26 protein-coding genes are annotated in these 25,297 nt (G+C 48.8%); 18 read left to right on the top strand and 8 right to left on the bottom strand.

The genetic code is table 11. The annotated features are described in order from the left end of the window. Positions 1-82: 82 nt before the first annotated feature. Positions 83-577 carry a Crp/Fnr family transcriptional regulator gene (locus tag FIM25_RS11700; protein WP_139449517.1) on the top strand — a complete coding sequence of 165 codons (495 nt, stop codon included), beginning with the start codon at positions 83-85 and terminating at the stop codon, positions 575-577. 45 nt (positions 578-622) lie between these two features. Here the strand turns inward: FIM25_RS11700 and FIM25_RS11695 are convergent, their stop codons facing one another. The 3 genes from FIM25_RS11695 to FIM25_RS11685 form a co-directional block, all read right to left on the bottom strand. Next, positions 623-1,168: a methylated-DNA--[protein]-cysteine S-methyltransferase gene (locus FIM25_RS11695; RefSeq protein ID WP_139449627.1), complete on the bottom strand. Its 546-nt coding sequence runs from the start codon at positions 1,166-1,168 to the stop codon at positions 623-625. A 5-nt stretch (positions 1,169-1,173) separates the two neighbouring features. Beyond that, positions 1,174-2,577: an NADPH-dependent glutamate synthase gene (gene gltA / locus FIM25_RS11690; protein WP_139449515.1), complete on the bottom strand. Its 1,404-nt coding sequence runs from the start codon at positions 2,575-2,577 to the stop codon at positions 1,174-1,176. A gap of 435 nt (positions 2,578-3,012) precedes the next feature. After that, the gene (locus tag FIM25_RS11685; protein WP_139449513.1) at positions 3,013-3,852 is read right to left on the bottom strand and encodes a sulfide/dihydroorotate dehydrogenase-like FAD/NAD-binding protein; all 840 of its coding nucleotides are present in this window, start codon (positions 3,850-3,852) and stop codon (positions 3,013-3,015) included. A 232-nt stretch (positions 3,853-4,084) separates the two neighbouring features. Here FIM25_RS11685 and FIM25_RS11680 point away from each other — a divergent pair, with 232 nt between their 5' ends. Next, entirely contained in the window at positions 4,085-4,894 is an 810-nt protein-coding gene (locus FIM25_RS11680) for a TatD family hydrolase (RefSeq protein ID WP_139449625.1), read from the top strand. A 294-nt stretch (positions 4,895-5,188) separates the two neighbouring features. Here FIM25_RS11680 and FIM25_RS11675 read toward each other — a convergent pair whose 3' ends face one another. Together FIM25_RS11675 and FIM25_RS11670 are read right to left on the bottom strand one after the other, a co-directional pair. After that, positions 5,189-6,382: a vWA domain-containing protein gene (locus FIM25_RS11675; protein ID WP_139449511.1), complete on the bottom strand. Its 1,194-nt coding sequence runs from the start codon at positions 6,380-6,382 to the stop codon at positions 5,189-5,191. A 401-nt stretch (positions 6,383-6,783) separates the two neighbouring features. Then, positions 6,784-7,635 (bottom strand): AAA family ATPase, encoded by an 852-nt coding sequence (locus tag FIM25_RS11670; RefSeq protein ID WP_139449509.1) that lies wholly within the window; start codon positions 7,633-7,635, stop codon positions 6,784-6,786. Between the two features lie 310 nt (positions 7,636-7,945). Between FIM25_RS11670 and tatA the strand changes: the two genes are divergently transcribed. After that, positions 7,946-8,134 carry a twin-arginine translocase TatA/TatE family subunit gene (tatA, locus tag FIM25_RS11665; RefSeq protein ID WP_139449507.1) on the top strand — a complete coding sequence of 63 codons (189 nt, stop codon included), beginning with the start codon at positions 7,946-7,948 and terminating at the stop codon, positions 8,132-8,134. A gap of 484 nt (positions 8,135-8,618) precedes the next feature. After that, on the top strand, positions 8,619-10,439 hold the full coding sequence (locus tag FIM25_RS11660) for an acyl-CoA dehydrogenase (protein ID WP_139449505.1): 1,821 nt from the start codon (positions 8,619-8,621) through the stop codon (positions 10,437-10,439). A 485-nt stretch (positions 10,440-10,924) separates the two neighbouring features. Here the strand turns inward: FIM25_RS11660 and FIM25_RS11650 are convergent, their stop codons facing one another. Next, positions 10,925-11,620 carry a Crp/Fnr family transcriptional regulator gene (locus tag FIM25_RS11650; RefSeq protein WP_139449501.1) on the bottom strand — a complete coding sequence of 232 codons (696 nt, stop codon included), beginning with the start codon at positions 11,618-11,620 and terminating at the stop codon, positions 10,925-10,927. A gap of 134 nt (positions 11,621-11,754) precedes the next feature. Between FIM25_RS11650 and FIM25_RS11645 the strand changes: the two genes are divergently transcribed. Then, positions 11,755-12,471: an ATP-binding protein gene (locus FIM25_RS11645; protein WP_139449498.1), complete on the top strand. Its 717-nt coding sequence runs from the start codon at positions 11,755-11,757 to the stop codon at positions 12,469-12,471. Here FIM25_RS11645 and FIM25_RS11640 read toward each other — a convergent pair. Continuing rightward, positions 12,456-13,346 carry a hypothetical protein gene (locus FIM25_RS11640; protein WP_139449496.1) on the bottom strand — a complete coding sequence of 297 codons (891 nt, stop codon included), beginning with the start codon at positions 13,344-13,346 and terminating at the stop codon, positions 12,456-12,458. The two genes, FIM25_RS11645 and FIM25_RS11640, sit on opposite strands and share 16 nt — an antisense overlap. A 261-nt stretch (positions 13,347-13,607) precedes the next feature. Between FIM25_RS11640 and FIM25_RS11635 the strand changes: the two genes are divergently transcribed. The 13 genes from FIM25_RS11635 (at position 13,608) to FIM25_RS11580 (ending at position 25,085) form a co-directional block, all read left to right on the top strand. Next, positions 13,608-14,174, top strand: a complete 567-nt coding sequence (locus FIM25_RS11635) for an RNA polymerase sigma factor (protein WP_179953325.1) — start codon at positions 13,608-13,610, stop codon at positions 14,172-14,174. Next, on the top strand, positions 14,161-14,433 hold the full coding sequence (locus FIM25_RS11630) for an anti-sigma factor family protein (protein WP_139449491.1): 273 nt from the start codon (positions 14,161-14,163) through the stop codon (positions 14,431-14,433). The genes FIM25_RS11635 and FIM25_RS11630 overlap by 14 nt, the downstream gene beginning before the upstream one ends. Before the next feature lie 15 nt (positions 14,434-14,448). After that, a complete protein-coding gene (locus FIM25_RS11625) occupies positions 14,449-15,372 on the top strand; it encodes an Hsp33 family molecular chaperone HslO (protein WP_139449489.1) in 924 nt (307 codons plus the stop codon). A gap of 222 nt (positions 15,373-15,594) precedes the next feature. Next, positions 15,595-16,290, top strand: coding sequence for a response regulator transcription factor (locus tag FIM25_RS11620; RefSeq protein WP_139449487.1), 696 nt, complete (start codon positions 15,595-15,597; stop codon positions 16,288-16,290). A 15-nt stretch (positions 16,291-16,305) separates the two neighbouring features. After that, positions 16,306-17,721, top strand: a complete 1,416-nt coding sequence (locus tag FIM25_RS11615) for an ATP-binding protein (protein WP_139449485.1) — start codon at positions 16,306-16,308, stop codon at positions 17,719-17,721. 42 nt (positions 17,722-17,763) lie between these two features. Beyond that, positions 17,764-19,473, top strand: a complete 1,710-nt coding sequence (gene cydD, locus FIM25_RS11610; RefSeq protein WP_139449483.1) for a thiol reductant ABC exporter subunit CydD — start codon at positions 17,764-17,766, stop codon at positions 19,471-19,473. Between the two features lie 174 nt (positions 19,474-19,647). After that, positions 19,648-19,965: a cupin domain-containing protein gene (locus FIM25_RS11605; protein WP_139449481.1), complete on the top strand. Its 318-nt coding sequence runs from the start codon at positions 19,648-19,650 to the stop codon at positions 19,963-19,965. A 570-nt stretch (positions 19,966-20,535) separates the two neighbouring features. Then, on the top strand, positions 20,536-21,312 hold the full coding sequence (locus tag FIM25_RS11600) for a hypothetical protein (RefSeq protein WP_139449479.1): 777 nt from the start codon (positions 20,536-20,538) through the stop codon (positions 21,310-21,312). Positions 21,313-21,587: 275 nt separating this feature from the next. Then, on the top strand, positions 21,588-21,827 hold the full coding sequence (locus FIM25_RS11595) for a hypothetical protein (RefSeq protein ID WP_139449477.1): 240 nt from the start codon (positions 21,588-21,590) through the stop codon (positions 21,825-21,827). A gap of 10 nt (positions 21,828-21,837) precedes the next feature. After that, complete coding sequence (locus FIM25_RS11590) at positions 21,838-22,410, top strand: hypothetical protein (protein WP_139449474.1); 573 nt, start codon at positions 21,838-21,840, stop codon at positions 22,408-22,410. A gap of 1 nt (position 22,411) precedes the next feature. Continuing rightward, complete coding sequence (locus FIM25_RS17110) at positions 22,412-22,645, top strand: ABC-three component system middle component 6 (RefSeq protein WP_179953324.1); 234 nt, start codon at positions 22,412-22,414, stop codon at positions 22,643-22,645. After that, positions 22,626-24,317 (top strand): DUF2326 domain-containing protein, encoded by a 1,692-nt coding sequence (locus tag FIM25_RS11585; RefSeq protein ID WP_179953323.1) that lies wholly within the window; start codon positions 22,626-22,628, stop codon positions 24,315-24,317. The genes FIM25_RS17110 and FIM25_RS11585 overlap by 20 nt, the downstream gene beginning before the upstream one ends. Before the next feature lie 198 nt (positions 24,318-24,515). Continuing rightward, positions 24,516-25,085 carry a flavodoxin family protein gene (locus FIM25_RS11580; protein ID WP_139449470.1) on the top strand — a complete coding sequence of 190 codons (570 nt, stop codon included), beginning with the start codon at positions 24,516-24,518 and terminating at the stop codon, positions 25,083-25,085. Here the strand turns inward: FIM25_RS11580 and FIM25_RS17330 are convergent. Next, on the bottom strand, positions 25,068-25,297 hold a 230-nt coding region (locus FIM25_RS17330; RefSeq protein WP_218961406.1), incomplete at its 5' end, for a hypothetical protein. The two genes, FIM25_RS11580 and FIM25_RS17330, sit on opposite strands and share 18 nt — an antisense overlap.

The raw sequence follows: 25,297 nt of genomic DNA, 5'->3' as shown, positions 1-25,297 counted from the left end.
TTGCTGCAAGCCGCCCTTCCAGCTGAAGAAAGGCTGCAGCAAACTGGCAACGGAATTTACCTTCCACGAAAGGAAGCCTTGAATGATTACAAGTGAAATCCTAAAAAATTACCCCATACTGGAAAAGCTGACCCACGAAGAACTGGAAAAAATAATACCCCTATGTCATGAAGTACACTTTGAAGAAGGCCAAACCATTTACAAAAAAGAAGATACTGCTGAAACCTTTTTTATGGTTCAATCCGGCCTCGTTCTTATGGAGGAATATCTTCATAAATCCATGACCGTTACCGTCGGAACACTGAAACCGGGGGCTGCCTTCGGCCTCACCGCCATACTGGGAAATACAGGCTACAGCCTTGATGCCGTAAGTGCCGGCAGTACAGAGCTCATTATGATAAATGGCGCAGGCCTCATGAATCTTTTTGAAAAGGACAATACCATAGGCTATAAAATGATGCGGGCCACTGTGACCATTATTCAGGACCGACTTGCCCAGCGAACCCAGCAGTTTATAAGATCCATAGCCACCCATCCGGATATTTATGCCCTGCAGAAAGAAGATTCTTCCCCCTAAAGAACAGGCCTGAACTTTGCTCTGTAACAAAGAGCGGGCTATGCATTAAACCGCATAGCCCGCTCTTGTTTTCCTCTCAACTGTGGCAATACCTACCGTCCTCAGGCTCCTTGATCCGGCTTCCAGATCCAGAAGAAAACCTTTTCTAAAAAGTCCGCTCCTATAACCCCCGGGGCTGCCATCTGAGGCAATGACCCTGTGACATGGAATAAAAAGGGGCAAAGGGTTTCTGCCATTGGCATTGCCCACTGCACGGGAAGCTCCGGGCTGCCCCAGAGCCAGAGCAATATCTTTATAAGACCGTGTTTCTCCGTAAGGAATGGTCAAAAGCGCTTCCCATACCCTCTGCTGAAAAGGGCTTCCTTCCGGCAGAAGAGGCAGGTCAAAATGAGTGCATTTGCCTGCAAGATAATCCAGAAGCTGTTTTTTTGCCTCCTTCAGCAGAGGGACTTTTGATGAAAAAGAAAACATCCTGCCCCCTTCTTCTGCCACAAAAACAAGTTTTTTCAGCCATTTTTCTTCGGAGTCACAAAAAAGAGCAACAGGCCCCAGAACTGTTTCAAAAACAATTTCCCTGAAAGCCTGTTCCATCACCTTCACCAGCCTCGCATCAGGTAATCATGCATGCTGTCTGCCGCTTTTCTGCCCGCCCCCATGGCAAGGATCACTGTAGCTGCACCGGTGACTATATCTCCACCAGCCCATACACCCCGCATAGTGGTCTTGCCGTTTTCAGGATCCGCATCAATGTTTCCCCAGCGGTTCAGGAGAATCTCCGGTTCCGAGCTGGTGAGCAGAGGGTTGGCCCCTGAGCCTACGGCAATGATGGCAAGGTCACAGTCCATGGTGAAATCCGAGCCCTCAACGGGCACCGGCCTTCTGCGGCCCGAGGCATCGGGTTCACCAAGCTCCATGCGCTTGCAGGTAACGGTTTTAAGTTTCCCTTTCTCATCCCCGTCAAAACGAAGGGGGTTGGTGAGGAGCATGAATTCCACACCCTCTTCCTCCGCATGGTGGGATTCCTCAAGACGGGCGGGCATTTCCTCTCTGGATCTGCGATAAACGATTTTTACGGACTCTGCACCCATGCGCAGGGCAGTGCGGGCCGCATCCATGGCCACATTGCCGCCACCGACCACCACCACATTACGGCCCACAACCATGGGGGTATCATAGGCAGGATCATAGGCTTTCATGAGATTGGCACGGGTCAGATATTCATTGGCCGAATAAACTCCGATGAGATTTTCTCCGGGGATGTTCATGAAGCTGGGCAGACCTGCTCCCACACCCACAAAAACCGCATCAAAGCCCTCTTCAAAGAGTTCCTTCACATCCACAGCCCGCCCGACAACGGTATTGCAGACAAGATTGACGCCGAGCTTTTCCAGAGTCTGCACTTCAGACTCCACAATGGCCTTGGGCAGGCGGAACTCAGGAATACCATAAATCAGAACGCCGCCGGGCTTATGAAAGGCTTCAAAAAGGGTAACATCATGACCTTTAAGAACCAGATCGCCTGCCACGGTAAGGCCTGCAGGGCCACTGCCCACCACAGCCACCTTTTTCCCCGTGGATGCCGTTTTTTCAGGCAGGGAACCATCGCCATTCTGCCGCTCCCAATCCGCCAGAAACCTCTCAAGGTTACCTATGGCCACAGGGCTGCCTTTTTTGGCAAGGATACACAAGCCCTCACACTGGCTTTCCTGGGGGCACACCCTGCCACAGACCGCAGGAAGGGCATTTTTCTCCCAGATGGTACGAATACCTTCGGCAAAACGATCCTCTGCTATGGCTTTGATGAATTCGGGAATGGGTACGGCCACGGGGCATCCCTGAACACACTGAGGATTTTTACACTGAATACAACGGGAGGCCTCTTCCCTTGCCATCTCTTCCGTGTATCCCAGAGGTACTTCAAGAAAATTATGACGGCGGACATCCGCTGCCTGCTCCGGCATGGGAAGTCTTTCCTTTTTTTTCTTATCCTTTTCCTGCATGATTCTCCTCCGGCTTTTTTTTGCATCATCATAGCAGATGCCAAAAGCCTGTGAACCGCCTTGCGGTATGATGACGTAAAGTAAATTCTTCCAGTGAAGGTAGCTGTAAGTTCCATTTTCGCTTGCTAAAGCCCATATCACTCAGGCTGATGCACAGGCACCCAGGCTGTTTGCCCGTGACGCAATCTTTTTCGGGAGCTTCTTGCCCTGTGCGGAAGCGGCAAAAACTCACCACCACAGGCAGGATACGCTTTTTGATTACCATAGCAGGCTTGGACACGCTGCCTTTGTGGCGGCTCAGACAGTTTGCCGCTTCTTTCGCACAGGCCTTCAAAACTCTGATCCGAAACGATTGCAATGTCACTTGCAAACAGCCAAGGTACCTTGTGCATGCGTACGAAGCTACTGACATTACAGCGTTAGTATTTCAATCAGCTATGGGGCCGTCTCCATGCGACATTTATGATCCTCCATGGCGGCATTTTCCTCTTCCCTGTAAGCATTTAGACGCTGGGCAAGGCCATCAAAATCAACGGCATGGCCGTCAAACTCAGGACCATCCACACAGGCGAACTTCACCTTGTCTCCAACACTCACCCTGCACCCACCGCACATACCCGTGCCATCTATCATGATGGGATTGAGGCTGACCAGAGTATGGATTCCATAGGGACGGGTCATTTCACTTACGGCCTTCATCATGGGCACAGGGCCAATGGCCACAACCATATCCGGCTTATCCTGCTCCAGCACTTCCTTCAGTGCCTCGGTAACAAAGCCTTTTTTCCCCACAGATCCATCATCACTCATGGGCAGGAAGGTATCCGCAAGGGCTGACATCCGATCTTTAAGGATCATGAAATCCGCACTTCTGGCACCAAGGATGGTGGTGAGGCGATTACCCGCCTGCTTCATGGCTCTGGCAATGGGATGCAAAACGGCAATGCCTGTTCCGCCGCCAATACAGACCACATGCCCAACTTTTTCAATATCCGTGGCACGGCCCAGAGGACCGATGAGATCTGCGTATGCATCCCCTTCCTTCAAAGAAGCAAAAAGGGCTGTGGATTTACCCACCACCATGAAAATAACCGTAACCGTACCTGCTTCGGCATCCGTATCCGCCATGGTCAGAGGGATACGTTCACCGGTTTCCGTAGCTTTTAGAATAAGAAACTGACCGGGCTTTGCTTTGCGGGCAACCCTTGGCGCATGGATCTCATGGAGAGTTACCGAAGATGCCACAAGTTCTTCCCGTTTTACTATCTTGAACATGCTTCCTCCTTATATATTTTTTTGACCGATTACTACATAAACGTAGAATCCTTGGAAAGCAAGCTTAAGGAAAGAAGAACCAATCATCTGTTGCAGACCCCTCACCATAAAAAATGGCTTTCAAACCATCCGCAAACAGGCATTTGATCTCCTTTCAAAGCAATGATACAAAACCATGGACCAAACGGCACACGCCTGAGCTGTGCCAGCCTATGAACAGAGTGAGGATACTATGCGTTTTTTTGACAGCCATTGCCATATAGAAGATGAAAGGGCCTTTGGAAAGGACAGGGATGACATGCTCCGGAGGGCCAGAGAGTCCGGAGTGCTGTGCATGATGATTGCAGGCATCAGCCTTGAAAGATCCAGAGCCGCCGTAGCCCTGAGCGAAGCCAACCCCGGGCTTTTTGCCAGCGTGGGTATCCACCCCCACGACAGCGAAAGCTGCAATGGCAGTATCATCAGCGTTCTGGCTTCCCTGGCCCGCAATCCCAAAGTCCGGGCCTGGGGAGAGTGCGGTCTGGACTTTAACCGCATGCATGCCCCCATGGATGTTCAGGAAAGATGGCTGGAAGCCCAGATTGATGCGGCACTGGCCCTGAAACTGCCCATTATTTTCCATGAAAGGGATTCCAGGGGCAAGCTTCTTTCCATGCTCAGACACATGGCTCCCTCCGGTCTTTCCGGAGTGGTTCACTGCTTTTCTGGAAATCTGGAAGAGATGAAAGGCTATCTGGACCTGGGGCTTCACATCGGCATTACGGGTATTCTTACCCACAAACAGAGGGGAGAAGAGCTGAGGAGCATGGTACGCATGCTTCCCGATGACGGCATCCTCATTGAAACCGATGCCCCCTACCTCACCCCGTCTCCGGAACGCAACCGGCACAAACGCAACGAACCCGCCTTTGTGCCGACGGTTCTGAAAACCCTTGCCGCCATAAGGAGAACCTCCGAAGAAGAACTGGCGGAAACGGTTTTTCAGAATACCTGCGAGCTTTTCCGGGTAAAACCCGATGAAATCCCTGATCTTAAAGAGTGAGAAGTGGGAAACAGGCAGAATGCCCCTCTGCCTGAATCAAATCCGGTTGATAGTCTGCGTGCCGGAGCCCCTCTCCCGAAGGGCTGGGCTTTACTCACAATTTTTATCAAGCCTGTTATACTCCAAGCGGTCAACCGTGAAACATTAATGGGTTTTCTGTAGGGGCAACCTCCTATGGTTGCCCAAAACCAGGGCAGGCACGGGGGCCTGCCCTGGGGTGAGGGTTCCATAAAAAAATTCTTGTCCAGGGGGAGAAAAGCGCCAGAACAAGGCGTGCGCTGTCGGACAGTCACCTTAGTTTTTCCGCATCAGAACCGTCACAGCTTCTTCAAGGCCATCCAGAGAAAGGGGAAACATGGGAAAGACCTGACTGATAAGATTGATGGTCGCCGTATACCCCCACATGCGTGGATTCACAGGATTGAGCCAGACACTGCGGGAGAAGGTTTCCGCAAGAAACTGCAGATTTTCCACGCTGGGTCTGCCGCTGCGGTACTGCATGTGGATGGCCCCGTTTCTGGCCATCAGCTCATAGGGGGCCATGCTGGCATCACCCACAAAAATGAGCCTTGTTTCCGGATCTTTTCTGGCAAAATCAATAAGGTTGACGGGTTTTTTATACCGGGAAGGATCCTCCCAGACCGTATCATAAATGGTATTGTGGAAAAAAAAGGTGCGGACCTCCTTGAACTGGGATCTGGCATAATCAAAAAGGGTCTGCACCACATCCACGTAAGGATCCATGGACCAGCCGCCATTATCAATAAAGAGCATGATCTTAAGCCGGTCCCTGAGGCTGCGGTCAAACTGAATCTCTATCTCACCGCCGTTCTTCAGGGTCTGGCGCAGGGTGGCATCGATATTCACCTGATCCCTCGGCCCTTCGGGCACCATGTTCCGAAGCCGCTTCAAAGCTTCCCCCACCTGGGACTGGGTCAGGGGACCACTGGCGGAATAATCCTTATAACGGCGCTCACCCGCCACCTTCACCGCAGACTTGTTCCGGGAAACACCACCCACACGCATACCTTCGGGATGATACCCCGAATGTCCCACCGGCGATGTTCCCCCTGTACCAATCCAGCGGTTGCCCCCGTCATGGCGTTCCGTCTGATCCTTCAGCCTTTCCTTGAAATATTCGATGAGTTCATCCGGCGAAAGATTTGCAAGCTTTTTTTCATCAATTCCAAGGGCTTTAGCTATCTCCTTAGGATCCTTGAGCCATTCATCCAGCAGGGCTCTGGCGATTTCATCCATATCAAAGCCCTCTTCCACGGAAAGTTCCACACCTTCAAAATGATGGGCAAAGGCCTGATCAAAAAGATCAAAGTAGCGTTCACTTTTTATGAGGATACTCCGGGAAGCCATGTAAAAATCATCCAGAGAACGGATCAGCCCCATGGTCATGGCCCTGTGAAGGGTCAGAAAAGCCGTGGGACTCACGGGGATTCCGATATTTTTCAAGAGATAAAAAAACGCAACAAACATGAAAATTTCCCTTCAGGAATTATGGAGATTCTTCCATCAGAGGTAATTATTCAGCACAGTTTTCCAAATACCATACCTGCAAGACAGATGCGCAGAGGCCCCAGGCTATTTGCCAGTGACGCAATCTTATTCGGGAGCTTCTTGCCCTGTGCGGAAGCGGCAAAAACTCGCCGCCACAGGCAGGATAAGCTTTTTGATTACCATGGCAGGCCTTGGTGCGCTGCCTTTGTGGCGGCTCAGACAGTTTGCCGCTTCTTTCGCACAGGCCTGCAAAGCTCTGATCCGAAACGATTGCAATGTCACTTACAAATAGCCACGGAGCCTTGCAACAGTACAAAGCTGTTGCAATTACAGCATTGGCAGTTCAGAATAAACTATGCTGAACAGTTACCATCAGATGATCACAGCCCCCGGCGACGGGTGACAAGGCGGGTGACCCGCTCATAGTCCGGGCTTTTTTTGAACAGAACCCCCAGAAAAGGCACCTGCCCCTTCACAAGATCCGCAGCCTTGAAATCCGGGTCCGCATCCAGAGCACGCATCCAGTTGATCAGCTCACGGGTGGCAGGACGTTTTTCTATACCATCCAGCTCCCTGAGCTTATAAAAGGTATCAATGGCACTTTCCGCCAGTTTTTTATCAATAACGGGAAAATGCACATCAATAATTCTGCGCATCATTTTAGGGTCGGGAAAGGCAATATGATGAAAATTACAGCGGCCGAGGAAGGGATCGGAAAGATCCTTTTTAGCATTGGATGTAATGATAATAACAGGCCTGTGCTTTGCCTGCACCGTCTCATCCACTTCAATGATGTCAAACTGCATCTGGTCCAGAACATCCAGCATGTCATCCTGAAAATCCGTATCTGCCTTGTCTATCTCATCAATGAGGAGCACTACCCTTTTATCCGCAGTAAAGGCCTGACCAATCTTGCCCATGCGGATATATTCCCTGATATTGCTCACATTCCGGCTGGAATCACCAAAACGGCTGTCATTGAGACGGGTCAGGGTATCATACTGGTACAAAGCCTCAATGAGCTTCATGCTGGACTTCACATTGAGGATGGTAAGGGGCATTCCAAGGCTTTCCGCAATGGCATGGGCCAGCATGGTCTTGCCCGTTCCCGGCTCTCCCTTCAGCAGAAGAGGCATCTCCAGAGCCATGGAAATATTTACAATACTTGCCAGCTCATCATCCAGCACATAGCGCTTGGCACCGGTAAACTGTACACCGGAATTTGTCGTCATACCGAATCTCCTTATGGCGTTACCTTGCTTTTCATCCCGTTTCAGGGAAAAGTTCAAAAACTTTCTGATCAAAAAAAATCTCCTGCGTTTTTTTCACAGTACCCGGACAGATGCAAACACAAAACACTGTCCGCATCAGAGGAAAACATTTTTATACGCCCCACAATGGGCAAAGCCCTGCCATCCGTCAAGACCTTCCTGTGCTGACAATACCATTTGTCAATTGACATACCGCGGCACTTGGTGGTATTTGCCTATCCTTGATAAAATAAAATATCCTGTTTTAAAACCATAGACTTGAGGAGTTGCCATGTTTGGCATCGGCATACCGGAACTGATTATCATCCTTGTAATTGTGCTCGTAGTCTTCGGAGCATCCAAGCTTCCGGAAATCGGCTCCGGACTTGGCAAAGCCATACAGAATTTCAAGCAGGCTTCCAGCAAGGACAACCTTTCCGAAACAAAGCTCGAGCAGGAAAACAAAAAAGACGCTGAATAAAAACCGCAAAAAACATAAAGCACAAAAGAAAACAGGACTCGCAGCAAAAAACAAGCGCTGTGAAAGAACACCCTTTTCCTGCTGCCCTGGAAAAAAAGAAAAAGCTTTAAAAATCAAGGATTGAATTTTTTTAAAAAAAATGAAAAAAGAAGATTCCATACTGGATAAGGATGCAAATTTTCCCCATATGCCATTGACATCCTGTGCATTTAAAAGTATGCGTGCAAAAGATCAGAATTTGAGAATCATCCGGATTGTGAATGTTTTAGTGTCCGGGTATAAGAACAAGGCAAAAGGTTCCTGTAGCTGTAAGGATCAGAGATTGCTCTTTAAACAGAAAAGATTTTCAGGCTCCATGCCTCAAGACTTTTTTATCATGTTTTCACCACAGCTTCAGCTGTGTCCGCATTTATGTTTTTTTCCACTTTGTATTAAGGATTAAGGTTCAGGATTCACCAAAACATTTAATAAGGAGAGATGGGAAATGCCACTTATTGAACGCAGAGATCAGGATTTTCTGTTGCACGAAGTTTTCAGTGTAAGCGATTTCAGCAAGCATGAGAAGTTTGCAGATTTCAACAAAAAAACCTGCGACATGATCATTACCGAAGCCAGAAATCTGGCCATCAAAGAAATCCTGCCCACCAACAAACTGGCGGACAAGGAAAATGGACATCCCGAAGCCGTAAAACTGATAGACGGTCAGGTAAAGGTTCCGCCCTCATTCCACAAGCCCTACAAGCTCTTCTGCGACGGTCAGTGGCTGGCCATGTGCGATGATCCCGAATTCGGTGGTCAGGGCATGCCCCACCTTCTGGCCATGGCTGCTGGTGAATACTTCACCTCAGCCAACTGCTCTTTCATGATGTACCCCGGCCTGACCCACGGCTGCGGCAACATCCTTGCCACCTTTGGTACGGAAAAGCAGAAGCAGCTTTATGTAAAAAACATCTTCTCCGGTAAATGGGGCGGCACCATGTGCCTCACAGAAGCCGTAGCTGGTTCCGACGTTGGTGCCCTTGAAACCGTAGCCATTCCCCAGGGAGACGGCACCTACAAGATCAAAGGCAACAAGATCTTCATCTCAGGCGGTGACTCTGACCTTGTGGAAAACATGGTACACCCCGTTCTTGCACGCATCGAAGGCGCTCCCGCAGGCACCAAGGGTATTTCCCTCTTCCTTGTTCCCAAGTACAGAGTGAACGATGACGGCTCCATGGGTGAATTCAACGACGTTGATACCGTTGGTATCGAAGAAAAAATGGGTATCCATGGCAACGCCACCTGTACCCTGGCCTTCGGTTCCAAGGACAACTGCATCGGTGAGCTGATCGGTGAGCCCAACAAGGGCATGAAGTACATGTTCCTCATGATGAACGAAGCCCGTCAGGGTGTGGCCATGCAGGGCCTTGGTTTTGCCACCGCCTCCTACTGCAACGCCATCCAGTATGCCAAAGAGCGTATTCAGGGACCCAACCTGATGAAAGCCGTTCTTGAAGGCGACCTTACCGGTGTACCCATCATTCAGCACCCCGATGTACGCCGTATGCTTATGTCCATGAAAGCCTATGTGGAAGGCTGCCGCTTCCTTGTATACTACCTGAACAGCTGCTTTGACAAAGCCCACACCACGGCAGATGATGCAGAAAAAACCAAGTGGGAAGGTCTCATTGAAATCCTGACCCCCATTGCCAAGTCCTACTGCACCGACAAGGCCGTTGAAGTAGCTTCCACCGGTGTTCAGATTTACGGTGGTTACGGCTTCATCGAAGAATATCCCCAGGCTCAGCACTACCGTGATGCCAAAATCACCGCCATCTATGAAGGCACCAACGGCATCCAGGCCATGGACCTCCTTGGTCGTAAACTCGGTATGCGCAAAGGCAAGCCCATCATGGATCTCATGGGTGAAGTCAATGCAACCGTTGCAAAAGCCCGTGAAGCCGGTCTTGAAAAAATTGCTGACAGCCTGCAGGCTGCCATAAACAAGCTGGGTGAAGTTACCATGACCATCGGTGCCGCAGCCATGAGCGAAAAAGCACTGGATGCCTTTGCTTCCGCTACTCCCTTCCTTGAAGTGGCTGGCGACCTTGTTATGGCATGGGCATGGGCCGAGCGTGCAACCGTTGCCAAAAAAGCCGTTGAAGGTGCCAAGAAAAAAGACGTACCCTTCTACGAAGGTCAGCTTGCTACTGCCAAGTACTTCTATGAGCAGCTTCTGCCCACCGCCATAGGTAAAATGGACTCCGTTAAAAACCTTACCGGAGCCATCATGGAAATCCCCGAAGAAGCCTTTGTGGGTTAATCCTAAGCTTTATTGATTTAAAAGGGTCAGGACCGTAATCCGGTTCTGACCCGATAGTATAAACAAATAAGGTGCAGGCGGGTTTATCCCTCTGCACCTTATTATTTTTTGTGATTGTTCAGCACAATTTTATAAGTATCATACCTGTCAGACAGATGCACAGGCACCCAAGCTGTTTGCCCGTGACGCAATCTTATTCGGAAGCTTTTTGCCCTGTGCGGAACCGGCAAAAACTCGCCGCCACAGGCAGGATAAGCTTTTTTATTACCATAGCAGGCTTGGACACGCTGCCTTTGTGTCGGCTCAGACAGTTTGCCGCTTCTTTCGCACAGGCCTGCAAAGCTTTGATCCGAAACGATTGCAACGTCACCTGCAAACAGCCAGTGTGCCTTGCAATAGAGCTGAGCCAAGAAATTACAGTGTTGGCATTTTGGAATAAAACTGTGCTGAACAATTACTTTTTTTTAAAAAGAATCTTTAAGACCTCACTCCATCTTTCCCTCTTCAGCAACCATGGCAAGCCCTTCGGGATCACAGATTTCAATGCTGCTGCCCCTTACCTCAAGATATCCAGCAGCAGCCATTCGGGAGAGAATTCTGGAAAGGGTTTCCGGACTGGTTCCCAGCAGGCTGGCCAGCTGGGCCTTGGATACGGGCAGAACCAGAGAAGCCTCATTGCCTGCGGATTCCTCCCTAAGGGTCTGGAGATAGGCCGCAAATCTGGCAGGAACCTCCTTTAGGGTCAGATGTTCTATCTGGGTGGTAAACAGCCTGAGCCGCCGGGAAAGCACGGCCAGCATGGAAAGGGCCAGATCCGGCGTGTCTGCGAGCTTTTCCACAAAAGCCTTTTTGGGCAGAAAAATAAGCTGGCTCTGCTCCAGGGTCTGGGCACTGGCTGGATAGGGGATACCTGCAAACATGGGCACCTCTCCCACGGGTTCTCCCTGCCCCAGAATATGCAGAATTTTTTCCTTGCCTTCGGCCGTGGATTTAAACACCTTGACCCTGCCGGAAAGCAGCACAAAAAAACCTTCAGCCCCATCCCCTTCCTGAAACAGCATTTCCCCGCGAAGGCTTTCCCGCAACCTTCCTATATCTGCCAGAGAGGCAAGACTCGGAGCATCCAGATCTGAAAAAAGAGATGCATCCCTTAAACTTTTTAAAACATCTTCTGTCTGCATTTTTTTATTCCTTGATTCATATCAATGTATTTTTTTATCCTCTGCCTTATCCTTAATCATAAAATATAGAAAGGGTGCCCAAAGTGGCATACCCCTGAAAAGCATCAGCCCTTAAGGAGTAAAGGAGTACAAAAATGAAAATTTTACGGGACATGATAGAAATAGATGAAGAAAAATGCGTTGGCTGCGGCCTCTGCATTCCATCCTGCGCCGAAGGTGCCCTTGCCCTAGTGGACGGCAAGGCAAAGGTAATCCAGGATCCCCTCTGTGACGGACTGGGCGCATGCATCGGTGCCTGCCCCCAGGATGCCCTGCGCATTGTTAAAAAAGAAACCGAGCCCTTTGACGAAGAGGCCGTTCACCAGCACCTCAAAAGCCGGGGCTGCCCATCCACTCAGGTAATGGCCCTGCCCCCCCGGCCAACGGCTTCCTGTGAACCGTCTCCTTCAGCCCTTGCCCAGTGGCCTTTGCAGCTGCGTCTCATTCCGCCCACAGCGCCTTTCCTGCGGAATGCAGACCTTCTAATTCTTGCAGACTGCACAGCCGTTGCAGATCCGAATCTGCACAGGGATCTGCTGCCGGGAAAAGCCCTTCTCATGACCTGTCCCAAGCTGGACAATGCCGAGGAAACCATAGAAAGACTTGCTGCCATTTTTTCCCATGGGGACATAGGCTCCATCACAGCGGCTATTATGGAAGTACCCTGCTGTGCCGGTCTCTCCCGCATGATTCAGGAAGCCCTCAAACGTTCCGGCAAAAAGGATACCTTTGAAGAAATCATTGTCCAGCGCAGCGGAAAACGGGGACGTCCGGAAACAGCACCGAAGCCTCCTTTTCAAATGTTCCCATAATCAAACTCCCTGCTCTGCACGCCCGAATCCCATGGAAGGGCACCGGGCCAGAGCCTGTGGAGAAGCATTTCCGCAAGATTCAGTTCCTGCGCCGCCTTTTCAGGATCCGCATCCAGCACCCGGTCTCCGGAAAGAAGCAGGGTTTCAATGGTTCCCCGCTCCAGCGCAGCAGCCACACGCTTTGCTCCGGAAAACCTCTGCTCCAGCCTGCGCCGGGCATGGAGCAGGGGCAGAGGCCAGGAAGCATCCATGGGAGCTTCGGCCATAACCTTCACCATGAGATTAAAAAATTCAGAAAAATGCTGGCTGCCCTTTTCCTTTTCCACCAGTCTCTTCAGGGCCTCAGCCCGCCCTTGCAGGATATCCATACCTGAAGTCCAGAGGGTCAGCACAGCCTCCATGGCAAAGGATTCCGGATGCAGGGAACGGATCTCTCCCCATAGTTCCGGATCAATATTCCGGTGAAGATACAATCTTTCCACAAAATATCCTATTTCTTCAACACTCAGAGGGATATCCAGAACCTGCCCTTCACTGGTCTCCAGCCGGGCAAAAGGCTGTTCCTGCCAGAGGACAGTACGGAGATTGCGGATATCGGAAGCCTGCCAGCCCCTGCCCCTCCATACATCCGCAAGCTGCTGCCTGAGGGTCTTGTCCGGGAAGATCCAGAGATCCTTCAGCATGGCAGAATCTCCGTCTCCGGCAGAAGTCATGATCAAAGAAACAGCGCCCGCATCCCCGTATCCAAGGGTGTCTGCGGCAAAGGCTTCCACTTCAGAGCCAAGTGCCCGGGGCGTCTGAAAATAGAGTTTCAGAAAATTCAGCATCTGCTCTCCCCTGCCTGAGACAGGGGCTGTGTAACCTGAAGGGTGCATGGGGGCTCCTTTCTACTGGATGTCCATAATGAAAAAACATGGACTTTAAAAATACAATTCTTTAAAAGGAGAACAAGATGAAAGAGCTTCTTTTTCTGCTGGCCATCATTGGCGTCTGGTACCTTCTGCAGGCATGGATACTGCCGAAACTGGGCGTTTCCACCTGACTGAAAGATTCTTGTCAGTTGACAAGAACGGGAGAAAACCATCGGAACGAACACGAAAAACACCCCCCGGAAACAGGATCCGGACCTTGATCTGGTGCAGGCCATCAATCAGGGCCGTGAAGAGCTGTTTGAGGAACTGGTGCTACGCTATCAGGACCGCCTGTACAACTTCGGCCTGAGGATCTGCAAAGACAGCCGGGACGCAGAGGATCTGGTTCAGGAAACCTTTATAAACATCTTCAGATATATGTCCGGGTTCCGTCATGAAAGCCTTTTCCGTAACTGGGTATACAGAATCGCCGTCAGTGTCTGTATCAAGATGCGGCGGCGTTCCAAATATGCGCCGGAAAGGGAACTTTCCCTGGAAGATGTGATTCCCGGTGATGCAGCCGAAGCACCCGAAGAACTGCCCCAGTGGGCCAAAGAACCCGTGGACAGGCTTCTTAACGAAGAGCTGGGGGCAAGGATCAAGGCAGCCATTGATGAACTGCCTCCCACATACCGCCTTGTGGTGGTCCTTCGGGACATGGAGGATTTCTCCACGGAAGAAACTGCCCGGATTCTTGATATTTCCCAGGCCAATGTCAAGGTCCGGCTGCACAGAGCCCGTTTTTCCATCCGGGAAACCCTGAAAGGATACTTCAGCCATGAGCCTTCCTGAAATTCCGGATATTCCCGCCCACTGCCTTGCCCTGTTTGACCGCCTTTCCGCCTATGTGGATGGAGAGCTGAAAGGAGATGAACGCAGGGAGCTGGAAGACCATCTGCAGAACTGTCCCAAGTGCCGGGTCTGCCTCACCACCCTTTCCCAGAGCGTCCGCATCTGTAAGCGGGTGGGAACCCGGCCTGTACCTGAAAACCTCTCCCGGAAACTGATGGAACTTGCCAGCACGGCGTCCCAGAATCCGGGACAAGCCTGAAAGCCGTTTTTTACCATGATCAAAAAAAAGCCCTTTGGTTCAGACATCAAAGAACAGCTCCGTGCCAGCGCCCTGGACAAGGCCCATATCTTTATACTTGCCAATGGCCACATCCGCGGCAGCCTCATCCATGCCACCCGCCTTGTCAATGAAATGCGGGCCAACCATGAACTGGGTATTCTGGAAACCCTGACTTTAGGCCATGCTTACATAGCCGCAGGCCTCATGGCCATGCCCCTTAAGGGTGAAGACCGCATACAGCTTAAAATATCCTGCTCCGGACCCATTGGCGGCCTGTCCGCAGAAGCCAATGCCCTGGGCGAAATCCGGGGCTACCTGCATAAAAATCCCATTCCCGTAGAAAAAGCTCCGGAAAGTTTTAACCTTTCCCCTTTTTTCGGGGCAGGTTTTCTGACCCTCACCCGCCACACCCAGACGGCACGCCACCCCTTCACCGGTCAGGTGGCCCTTGCCTATGGCAATATTGCCCAGGACGTGGCCCATTACTACGCCACCTCGGAACAGACACCCACGGCCCTCTCCTTAAGTGTTCACTTTGACGCCAAAGGAGAAGTCACAGGCGCAGGAGGCCTGCTGCTTCAGGCCATGCCCGGAGCCACGGAAGAAGAAATTGTCACCCTTGAATCCCTTGTGGCTTCCATGCCCGGCATCGGCGAGGCATTCTCCGGAAAAGAAAAAGCCGAAGATATGATCATGAACACCTTCGCCACCCTGAATCCCAAAATTATTGACCATAGGAGGGTGGAATTTTTCTGCCGCTGCAATGCGGATCAGCTGGGTCTCTACCTGAAGGGCCTGCCCGAAGAAGACAAAAAGGATATCCTTGCAAAGGGTCCCTTTCCCCTGGAAATCACCTGCCATAACTGCGGCTCCATCTATCCCTTCTCCCAGGAAGATCTGAAGGGGCTTTTACCCTGAAAAAAATGCTGCTGCCTGATTTATTCGGGGAAATACCGGAATTTCCGGTTTTTCCCTTTTTTCTTTAAAAAAACAGTACCTCTTCAATGTCATTTTTGCCTGACAACAGCCATCTCTTCCGGACAGAGACACAGGAACCAGACCCTCTACAAATCAGATCTTTACAAATTTTTACGGGCAGATTGCCAAAGCTCTGGCATGATGATGAAAAAGGAGGAAATAATGCTGCATGTTCTGGTAATTGATGATGACAGGGAGCTGACGGCACTTCTGGCCGAATTTATGGAGCCGGAAGGTTTTTCCGTGGAAGGAATACAGGATGGGGCCAAAGGACTGGAAAAAGCCCTGAGCGGCAAGGCGGATCTTGTGGTACTGGATGTGATGATGCCGGGCATGGGAGGTCTGGAGGTACTGCGCAGACTGAGGGAAAAAAGCCTTATTCCCGTCATCATGCTCACGGCCAGAGGCGAAGAGGTGGATCGCATCATAGGTCTTGAAATCGGTGCGGATGATTATCTGGGAAAACCCTTCAACCCCAGAGAGCTTGTGGCAAGAATCCGGGCGGTGCTGCGCCGGAGCGACCGTGAGTCCGAGGGAGCAGGTACCGGGGAAGAAAGCCGCCCTCTGGAACTGGGAGATGTACGCCTGTATCCGGGCAGCAGGCGGGTACTGCGGGGAGACGAGCCCGTCAGCCTGACCATGGTGGAATTTGACTTTCTAACCCTTTTTCTCAGCCATGCAGGCAAAACCATGGAACGGGAACAGCTCTCCGAGGAAGTACTGGGAAGACCCCTTGGCAACTACGACCGCAGTGTGGATGTCCATGTCAGCAGCCTTCGGCGCAAGCTGGGCCCCAGACCGGACGGAGTTGAGCGTATCAGGGCCATACGGGGAGTGGGTTATCTTTACACTGAATAAAGATCAGGAATTTTTATGCACCGGCTTTTCATTAAACTTTTCTTCGGATTTCTGGCCTTTACCCTTGCCAGCATGGCACTGTCCGTGATTCTGGCCTTCACCGCATCCAAGGGACCATGGAGTGAACACCGCCAGAGGGTGCGCCATGAAAGGCAGGAAATGTTCAGGCAGTCCGTTGAACTTTACGGATACGGTGCCGCTGCCGTGCTCAAGGATGAAGGTATGGAGGGATATCTCTCCTACAGGCAGCGCTTTCTGGAAAGAATGCGTACCAGAACCTGGCTTCTTTATCCGGACCATCTTTCCGTGTCAGGAGATCCCCTGCCGGAGCAGGTGCAGAATATTCTGCAGGAACTTTCCGGAGAAAAGGCAGCAAGGGTGGATGTTCTGGGCAGCGAACTCCTCATACTTACCGGCTTTTCCCACAGGGAAGAAATCTGGATCATGGTGGCCCTTGTTCCCCTCCCTCCCCACGCCGAGCGTCTCATGTTCCGCTTTCCCAAAGATCTGGGCATCCGCTTCTGGAGCTCCATTTTTCTTGCGGTCATTCTCTGCTGGGCCATTGCCCGACATATCACAGGTCCCATAGCAAGACTGCGCTCCGCCACCCGCAATGTGGCTGCGGGTAATCTTGCGGTAAGGGTGGCTCCGCATATGGGAAACCGAAAGGACGAACTGGGACTTCTTGCCAGAGACTTTGATGCCATGACAGGCCGCATGGCAGATCTGCTGAACTCAAGGGACAGACTGCTGAGGGATATTTCCCATGAACTGCGCTCCCCTCTGGCCCGCATGGCAGTGGCTCTGGAGCTGGCCCGCAAGGGCGGCGGGGATACGGCGGCTCTGGGACGCATGGAAATGGAGATGGAACGCCTCAATACCATGATAGGAGAAATCCTTACCCTTGCCCGCCTAAGCTCAGGAAACGGGGAAGATCTTCCCTTTGAGAAAATAAATTTTTCCCGCCTTGTCATGGATGTGGTGGCGGATGCGGATTTTGAGGCCCAGGGCCAGAGACGCTCCGTCATATTTTCCGGAACAGAAGAGATCCTGCTGGAAGGATCGCCCACCCTTCTGCACAGGGCTGTGGAGAATGTAATCCGCAATGCCCTGAGATATACACCGGAGGAAGGTGAAGTAGAGGTATTTCTGGCCATTGAGGAAGAAAATGAGGCTGTACTCCGGGTCTCGGACCCCGGACCGGGTGTGCCGGAAAAGGATCTTCCCCGGATTTTTGAGCCCTTTTACAGGGTTCACGATGACAGGGACAGGCGCACCGGCGGCGTGGGCCTTGGCCTTGCCATCACAGGACAGGCCATACGTCGTCATGGCGGAAGCATCCGTGCCGTCAACCATGAAAAGGGTTTTTCCGTGAATATCCGCCTGCCCTTAAAAAAGGGAGGGGATTCTCCGGCGGCATTATCAAGCTGAAGAACAGGCACTTTCAGATAAAAAAATAAAGGATCTCTTTTTTTGAAGGAAATAAGCAAAGATACGGAAGCCAATGCAGAGGTCTGGCTGAAAGCTCAGGTGAAACGGGTACAGGGCCTGCTTTTCATATCAGCCCTTGCGGGAAGCATGGCCGCCCTTGCCATGGTGTTCCAGTGTTTTTTTCTGGCGGATCTTCTGGTGGGGCTGGCCTTAGAAAACCGGTTTGACAAGACGTCCTTCTGGCTATTGGGACTCTGCCTTCTACTGAGGCCCCTTTTACTTGCGGCAAAGGATGGCTTCGGACTCCGTGCAGGCCTTTACCTTCGCCGCCGTCTGCGAAGGGAACTTCTGGAAAAAATTACTGATGCAGGTCCCCACAGAAGCCGTATTGCGGGAGACGGTGTTCTTTCCGCCATGGTTCTTGAGCAGGTGGATGCCATGGATGACTATATTGTGCGCTATCTGCCCCAGAAAATTCTGGCCGTGGTCACTCCCCTTGTCATTGTTCTTGCAATATGGCCCCACAGCCGCCTTGTGGCCCTGCTCCTTCTGGTGACAGCCCCCCTCATTCCTTTTTTCATGGTGCTGGTGGGCAATGAGGCAGCCCGGGCCGGACGAAAACAGTTTCAGGCCCTATCCCTTCTGGCAGGCCGCATACGGGATCTTCTGCGGGGACTCCCGGTTCTGCGCCAGCTCAATGCCGTGGAACCGGCCCGTGAAAAGCTGAGTCTGGCTGCAGAAGGCTACAAAAAGAAAACCCTTTCCGTACTGAAGCTGGCCTTTCTTTCTTCTGCTGTTCTGGAACTTTTTGCCTCTTTGTCCATCGCACTGGTGGCCGTGTATCTGGGCATGGGACTCTTAGGCCATGTGCCATGGGCCAGGGGGACGGTTCCGGTTCCTCTGCTCTCCGGCCTTTTCATTCTGCTGCTTATTCCGGAATACTATATGGCCCTGCGCCGTCTGGGGGCAGATTACCATGCAAAGGCCCAGGCCATGGCAGCGGCTTCTTCCCTGCTTCCCCTTGTGAAGACCGCAAGCCTTCACCCTGTTTCCGGTAAGCTTGAATGGCAGCCAGAAGTAGCACCTTCCATCCGCATGGAAAAACTGAGCTGGCGTCCCGATGGAAGAAATGCCGTAATAAAGGATGTGGATCTCCACATTCAGGCAGGCCAGCGGGTGGGTCTGGTGGGGCCCAGCGGAGCAGGAAAAAGCAGCATACTGACCCTTCTTCTCGGCTTTGACAGACCTTCCCAGGGACAGATTTTTGTGGATGACAAGCCCCTTGAGACTCTGGATGCGGATACCTTCCGAAAAAAGATTGCCTGGCTGGGTCAGAAGCCGGAATGGTTTTCCGGAACCCTTGGGGAAAACCTGCGCCTTGGCCGACCCGATGCACCGGATACCGAACTTCTGCGGGTCTTAGGTGAAGCCGGAGCCCTTGATTTTGTAAAAGCCCTGCCCATGGGCTTGAACAGTCCCATGGGTGAAGGCGGTCTGGGATTTTCCGGCGGGCAGCTTCAGCGTCTGGCTCTGGCAAGGGCCATTCTTCAGGATGCGCCCCTCTGGATTCTGGATGAGCCGGGAGCCCATCTGGACCCTGAAACCGCAAAGGCCGTGCGCATGGAACTTGGCAGGATCAGCAGCGGAAAAACCCTGATCCTTGCCACCCACCATCTGGAAGGGCTTGACTGGCTGGACTTTCTTGTGCACATGGATAAGGGAAGCATGGTGCGGACCGGGAAGATATTATAAAATAAGATCTGTAATTATTCAGCATTATTTACCCTTAAATTCCAGCATTGTAATTTCAGCGGCCTCGTTCCAGTGCAAGACCCAGACTGTTTGACCGTGACCTAATCCGGCATCCCAAAAGCTGCCTTTTTTCTTAGAATACGGCTGGACCATGATCTGTAAAAGGAAAAACCCATGAAACAATCCCTCTTTGCCAATCTGCCTGATAAGCTGGAAAAAGAAGTTTTTGAGCCCCTTGTCCGGCATCAGGGACTTGTGATTGAACGTATTCTGTCCAAGGGTCATGCCTCGCCCGAGGGCTTCTGGTATGATCAGGAAAAAAATGAATTTGTTCTTGTGGTGCAGGGCCGGGCCGGGATACGTTTCAGAAATCCCGAAGCCACGGTGATTTTAGAGCCGGGGGACTATCTGGTTATTCCCGCCCGATCCGAACACAGGGTGGAGTGGACGGCTCCGGATGTGGAAACCATCTGGCTGGCCGTGCATTACTGAGAAGAAAAAAACTGAAAACTTCAGATCAGCACTTTGTTTTTATGCATATTTTTCAACTCCATGACTGTTTCACAGGTGATTGTTCAGAAACCAGACAGAAAAAAGGATTTAATAAGTCAAATGGCTGGCAGTCTGCCTTGAGGTAAAGAAATACTTGTCATGAAAGAAAAGCTGGTTTAAAAAAATTGAATGATTTCTGGTTGCCTTGGGTGTGAGTATTTTTTAAAAGGACTCAGGCGGGGACTGAAAAATCGAAGATATCAGGTTTTCTGCTTATCATGATAAATTGCGGATTCTGTGGTTAGAAAAATTATTTTTAGGTGATTTTTTATTCTCTTTATTTTTAAAAATAGTGGTGATTATACAGATCTGCACAATAACTTGTTCACGGCGGCTGCGCCGCCGTGAATCGTGGTGCTGACTACGTCGAATACCTTGCCCCGGCGCTACGCGCCTGAACAAGGTACTCGACCGGACACCTCACACCGATAAACCAGACTGCGTCTGCTTGATCGGCGCTCGGCGCCGGTCAGCACCACGATTATGTGTGAAAAGGAAAAGGTGTACTCCATGAAAATAACGTTCGATTCAAATGTGTGGCGAATAATTGCCTCACCAGACACTTTTCCTAATGAATCATCTATAGAGAGCTTTAAGCAAATTAGGAAAGCAATTGACGAAAATAGAAGTACACCATTTTTGTGTGAAACAGTGTTTACCCTTGAGGCCATAAAAAGAAAAGATCGGAAGGAGTTTTTTTCTGAATACAAACCTAAAGTAAACATCTCAGAGCAAGATCAGGGAGAAGGTATAAATGTATCTTTTTCCATTGGACCAGATAAGTCTGCTCATCCGGGAAATAATAGTTACTTAGAAAAACATCTAAACGATGCTATAGCCATTGGGTTCCAAATAATTAAACTGCCAAGGATTGGGGGCATAGTAAATCCAGATATTGAATCAAATTTTTACCAGCATAATGACCTGAAAGCATATCAAGATATGGTTTTCAAGGTTGCCAGGGAAATAGAGTCAAACGGGGCTGGCATCTCGCGTATACAGGCATTAGGAAAGAAATATGATTCCCAATGGACAAGAGGCATTGAAAAAGCTCCAGAACACGAAAATGGAAATATTGCTAAAGCCATTGCCGAATGGGCTGACGGTGATTCAGTAGCTTGTCATATTGCTGTAAATGGCGACTACTTTTGTTCTAGAGACAATGCTCATAAGGCAGGTGATACATCGGTATTTAGCGAGTCAAATCTAGGCTGGCTAAAAAGCAATTATGGTTTTCGGTTAATCTCGCCAGAAGATTTGGCGGAAAAACTAAAGATAAGCACATAACAAAACCATCCAGCGGACGCGCCAAAGGTGCGCGCCGCTGATGGCTGGCGTTCACGGCGGCTGCGCCGCCGTGAATCGTGGTGCTGACTACGTCGAATACCTTGCCCCGGCGCTACGCGCCTGAACAAGGTACTCGACCGGACACCTCACACCGATAAACCAGACTGCGTCTGCTTGATCGGCGCTCGGCGCCGGTCAGCACCACGATTTCCCACGTCAGCCCCGGCCCGTTAGCTTTATAAAACTATGCATATTTCATAACTTAAGGTAACCAAATGGATATATTACTAGACTTTTTAAAATCAGATATTGGTGTAGGTATTGCTTGGCTTTGCACTGTCGGTAGCACCGCATATTCAATTATAAAAAGAAGAGAAAACAAGTCACTAAAGCTAAAGATGCAGAAGCTTGAAAATATAGTTAGTATTGATAATGGCCAAGATACTGTTGCGCAATATGGAGAAAAGAGTCTGTATACAAAACACAACTCTGGCGGCATGAACATTAACATGTGAGGGCAAAGTATTGAGCACTGATAATAGTAAAAGTTCTTCGTCTGCTAATAAGACTATCAATGTTGAAAAAAATGCTGGGAACATATATATTGGAAGTTCACCAGAATATGAAGTTAGTTCAGTCATTAATCAGTTGCTAGAAAGTCTAGCAAATAAGCCTTTTGAATTTAAACTAATAAGGCGACGTCCGTCGTCAGAGACTATCGTAAAGATTAAATACAATAATTTGATCTCTAAAAGCCACATAATAAAGCAGTATCTTGATTACTCTTCCAAAATTGAAGAGGCTTATAAAGAAATTGATAGTTTGATTGCTTTTGGAAAAGATACAATCTTGCAAAATTTAAACGATCTCTATTATCTTGCCTTGGATTCACTGAAAATTGAATACCTATCGTGCGATATCGAACTTGAAAAGGTACGCGAAAACTCTGAGTTCATCTTAGATTTTATTATACAAAAACTGAAAAATACTGCGTTCGAATCAAATAATACTCCAAAGTATAAAGAACATATTGAATTAGGCGTCAACGTTGTTGTAGCACATGCATTTATAGAATGCATCATAATGGAGAACCCGTAAAATGATTCCGATTAAGGGATGTGACCCAGAGATAAATGTCGTTACTATTGGCGCAAAAATCCTCGAAAACTTAATGAGAGAAAATGTGAGCATCGAATACATTTTCTTTTCCTACCCTCTTGAATTTGAGATATCACTTGATCACATCATCCTGTCTCTTGACTGGCTGTTCGCTATTAATGCAATAAATTTTGATGGTAACGAGGTCTATATTAATGAAGTTACTCAACCTTGAAGTAACAATAAATGGCAAAGTTAAAAGATTAGTAAAGTTTCACGACGGACTTAATCTAGTTACCAATAAGCCTAATTCTGGGAGGACGGGAAATAGCGTCGGCAAATCAACACTATCCCGAGTGGTGGATTTTTTGATGCTGGGAAGCATATCAAGCATCTATATTGATGAGGAATTCAAGAAGCCAAATCACGAAATTGAGTCTTTATTCACAAATAACGCTGTTGTAGCGTCACTTTCATTTTTGGACAGCAAAGGAACAATTCATCAAATATCTAGGTCCTTGTCGATCGGCAACGATGAGAATCAAGTATATTTCATTGACGGGGTCAAGGCAGAACCTAAAGAATATGAAATTTTCATACAAGACAAAATTTTCCACATCCTGACAAGGAGACCTTCTGTTCGTTCTGTTACGCCGAAATTTATAAGAAATAGCAGCCACAGAATGCTAAGCACGACAAAGTTTTTGGATAAAAACTCTGGAGGAAAAGATTACAGTGAGTTGTTTCTTTATTTATTTGGGTTCAACGACACTGGTCTCCTGACAGAAAAGAGAGATGCTACAAACTTAGTTAACAGAAGAAAAAGAAATTCTCAGTCTATAAATGCGATGGTCAAAGAGCAAAAACCATCAAATGAAATCAAAAAATACAGAGTAGATGCAAAAGAGTTGGAAGATAATCTTTTAAAATTTGAGTATTCACCGGAATATTCAAATCCTATTGAGAGGCTCTCCGAACTACAGGCGGAAGAAGACAAATTTGCTAATGCCCTCTTATCAACAGAGCGAAAGATTGACAACATCTACCGTACAATTGAGCTACTGTCTAAAGATAAAGATGGATATTTAATTAATCAATTAAGAGCAATTTATGAGTTTTCTGCAATCGCGATTGATGGTGCATTAAGGGACCTTGAGGATGTTGTTCAATTTCACAATAATCTTGTGGAAAAAAAGAAGCAATTTCTAGGAGTCGACATACCTAACCTCCTTAAAGAAAAGGAAGAACTTGTCGCTGAGCTTAATGCTATAAGAAGAGATAAAGTTAAGGTTTTCTCAGATATGCGTTCGAAAGAAAGCCTGGAGAATGTAACGAGAAACTTGAAGCGGTTAGGTGAATTAAAAGTTGAACTTGGAAAGTTGGAAGGGTTATTGGAGCAACAGTCCAAAGCCAAATCTGATCTTCAGTCAGCAGAAAATGATCTAAGTCGGATATTAGATTCCATATTAAAAGAGATTGATAATGTCTATTTTTTCGAAAAGACGTTCAATAGACACTTCAAAATAATCACTAAGAGGCTTCACGACGATGAATATGAAGTCGACCTATCTTTTAATAAAGATAGCGGAATGTGCACTATCGAAATGAAGAATTCCGTGACGAATCCTGAGGGCGGAAAGAAGAAAGCCGAAGTTATTGCGTTTGATTTTGCTTATATTAATACCGTCTCTGAGCTATCACTTAGTAGGCCTCGTTTTGTTTTTCATGACAGCATCGAAGATATTGATAAGAATCAGATCGACGAAATATTCGAAATCTCCCAAAGGCTTCCTGGTCAACAAATATTGTCAATGCTCTCAGACAAGATAGGTATTGATACTTATAGAAAAATATCGAAAGATATTGTGCTTTTGCTTGACGAAGATGAAAAGTTTTTTGGCGTATAAATAAATACTAACAAGACGCTGCTGTCGGACAAATTTTCCGTTGCGCTCCAATTTTGCCGCAGAGCGTAGCGTTACTAATAAAACCGAAACACCACTCAAGAAAGAATCCGCTGCTTGAGATCTTATAACAAGGTTCAGGTGTTTTTATCTACGTCGAGCGGGAAATGAGCTTTTTAGTAGCTACAGGAAAATAAAATCATGTCATCATCACTAATTACTCTGACAAATAAAATACCAGAGAATAAAGTAGTTGGATTTAGTGGAAGCCCCAGGAAGAATGGGAACTCTGACATATTGCTTAAAAGTATAATGTCAGGGGTTAATCAAGCAGGATCTCCTTCTGATTGTTACAATTTAACAGATATGGAGTTTAAGGGGTGTATCGGATGTGAAAAATGTAGAAAAACCAAGATATGCACCGGGTTAGTTGATGATATGTCACAGATTTATCCAAAACTGTTTTCCTCAAAGGGCTTAGTGCTGGTATCACCCACCCATAATTATAATATCACGTCTTGGATGAAAGCCTTTATCGATCGGCTTTATTGTTTCTATAATTTTGAAAATGATCGTCCGAGAAGTTGGTCAAGCCAGTTGGATAATCAGAATAGAAAAGCCATCGTTGCTGCAATATGTGAACAAGAATCCATTGAAGATATGGGCTTTACTATAGAGGCTATGAAAAAACCACTTGAAGCCCTTGGTTATGAAATAATAGGTGAACTAACTGTGATGCACTCGCAAAAAGTCTCAAGCCATATTTTGTGAGGAAAAGTTGAAAAGATTGTTCCGGGACAAAAATATCCTTACAAATTGATGAATCGAGTCTGGTAGATGTAAAATGCGCTCTTTGACAACCTTATGAAGGGCAAATTTAAGGGTGTTTGCCCCCTCACCTCCCCTTTTTACCCTTTTGAGGCGATTTCTGAACGCAGTTGCCCTCAGGATGTTTAATCCTGTCACTTTGAGTACCGCTGCAA

Origin of the sequence: Desulfobotulus mexicanus, assembly GCF_006175995.1 — a bacterium.
In the GTDB taxonomy this organism is placed as follows: domain Bacteria; phylum Desulfobacterota; class Desulfobacteria; order Desulfobacterales; family ASO4-4; genus Desulfobotulus; species Desulfobotulus mexicanus.
This window is presented reverse-complemented; position numbering and strand designations above follow the sequence as displayed.

Coding starts and splice junctions, on each gene's coding strand:
- FIM25_RS11700 (WP_139449517.1), top strand. CDS start 83: ATGATTACAAGTGAAATCCTAAAAAATTACCCCATACTGGAAAAGCTG.
- FIM25_RS11695 (WP_139449627.1), bottom strand. CDS start 1,168: ATGGAACAGGCTTTCAGGGAAATTGTTTTTGAAACAGTTCTGGGGCCT.
- gltA (WP_139449515.1), bottom strand. CDS start 2,577: ATGCAGGAAAAGGATAAGAAAAAAAAGGAAAGACTTCCCATGCCGGAG.
- FIM25_RS11685 (WP_139449513.1), bottom strand. CDS start 3,852: ATGTTCAAGATAGTAAAACGGGAAGAACTTGTGGCATCTTCGGTAACT.
- FIM25_RS11680 (WP_139449625.1), top strand. CDS start 4,085: ATGCGTTTTTTTGACAGCCATTGCCATATAGAAGATGAAAGGGCCTTT.
- FIM25_RS11675 (WP_139449511.1), bottom strand. CDS start 6,382: ATGTTTGTTGCGTTTTTTTATCTCTTGAAAAATATCGGAATCCCCGTG.
- FIM25_RS11670 (WP_139449509.1), bottom strand. CDS start 7,635: ATGACGACAAATTCCGGTGTACAGTTTACCGGTGCCAAGCGCTATGTG.
- tatA (WP_139449507.1), top strand. CDS start 7,946: ATGTTTGGCATCGGCATACCGGAACTGATTATCATCCTTGTAATTGTG.
- FIM25_RS11660 (WP_139449505.1), top strand. CDS start 8,619: ATGCCACTTATTGAACGCAGAGATCAGGATTTTCTGTTGCACGAAGTT.
- FIM25_RS11650 (WP_139449501.1), bottom strand. CDS start 11,620: ATGCAGACAGAAGATGTTTTAAAAAGTTTAAGGGATGCATCTCTTTTT.
- FIM25_RS11645 (WP_139449498.1), top strand. CDS start 11,755: ATGAAAATTTTACGGGACATGATAGAAATAGATGAAGAAAAATGCGTT.
- FIM25_RS11640 (WP_139449496.1), bottom strand. CDS start 13,346: ATGCACCCTTCAGGTTACACAGCCCCTGTCTCAGGCAGGGGAGAGCAG.
- FIM25_RS11630 (WP_139449491.1), top strand. CDS start 14,161: ATGAGCCTTCCTGAAATTCCGGATATTCCCGCCCACTGCCTTGCCCTG.
- FIM25_RS11625 (WP_139449489.1), top strand. CDS start 14,449: ATGATCAAAAAAAAGCCCTTTGGTTCAGACATCAAAGAACAGCTCCGT.
- FIM25_RS11620 (WP_139449487.1), top strand. CDS start 15,595: ATGCTGCATGTTCTGGTAATTGATGATGACAGGGAGCTGACGGCACTT.
- FIM25_RS11615 (WP_139449485.1), top strand. CDS start 16,306: ATGCACCGGCTTTTCATTAAACTTTTCTTCGGATTTCTGGCCTTTACC.
- FIM25_RS11605 (WP_139449481.1), top strand. CDS start 19,648: ATGAAACAATCCCTCTTTGCCAATCTGCCTGATAAGCTGGAAAAAGAA.
- FIM25_RS11600 (WP_139449479.1), top strand. CDS start 20,536: ATGAAAATAACGTTCGATTCAAATGTGTGGCGAATAATTGCCTCACCA.
- FIM25_RS11595 (WP_139449477.1), top strand. CDS start 21,588: ATGGATATATTACTAGACTTTTTAAAATCAGATATTGGTGTAGGTATT.
- FIM25_RS17110 (WP_179953324.1), top strand. CDS start 22,412: ATGATTCCGATTAAGGGATGTGACCCAGAGATAAATGTCGTTACTATT.
- FIM25_RS11585 (WP_179953323.1), top strand. CDS start 22,626: ATGAAGTTACTCAACCTTGAAGTAACAATAAATGGCAAAGTTAAAAGA.
- FIM25_RS11580 (WP_139449470.1), top strand. CDS start 24,516: ATGTCATCATCACTAATTACTCTGACAAATAAAATACCAGAGAATAAA.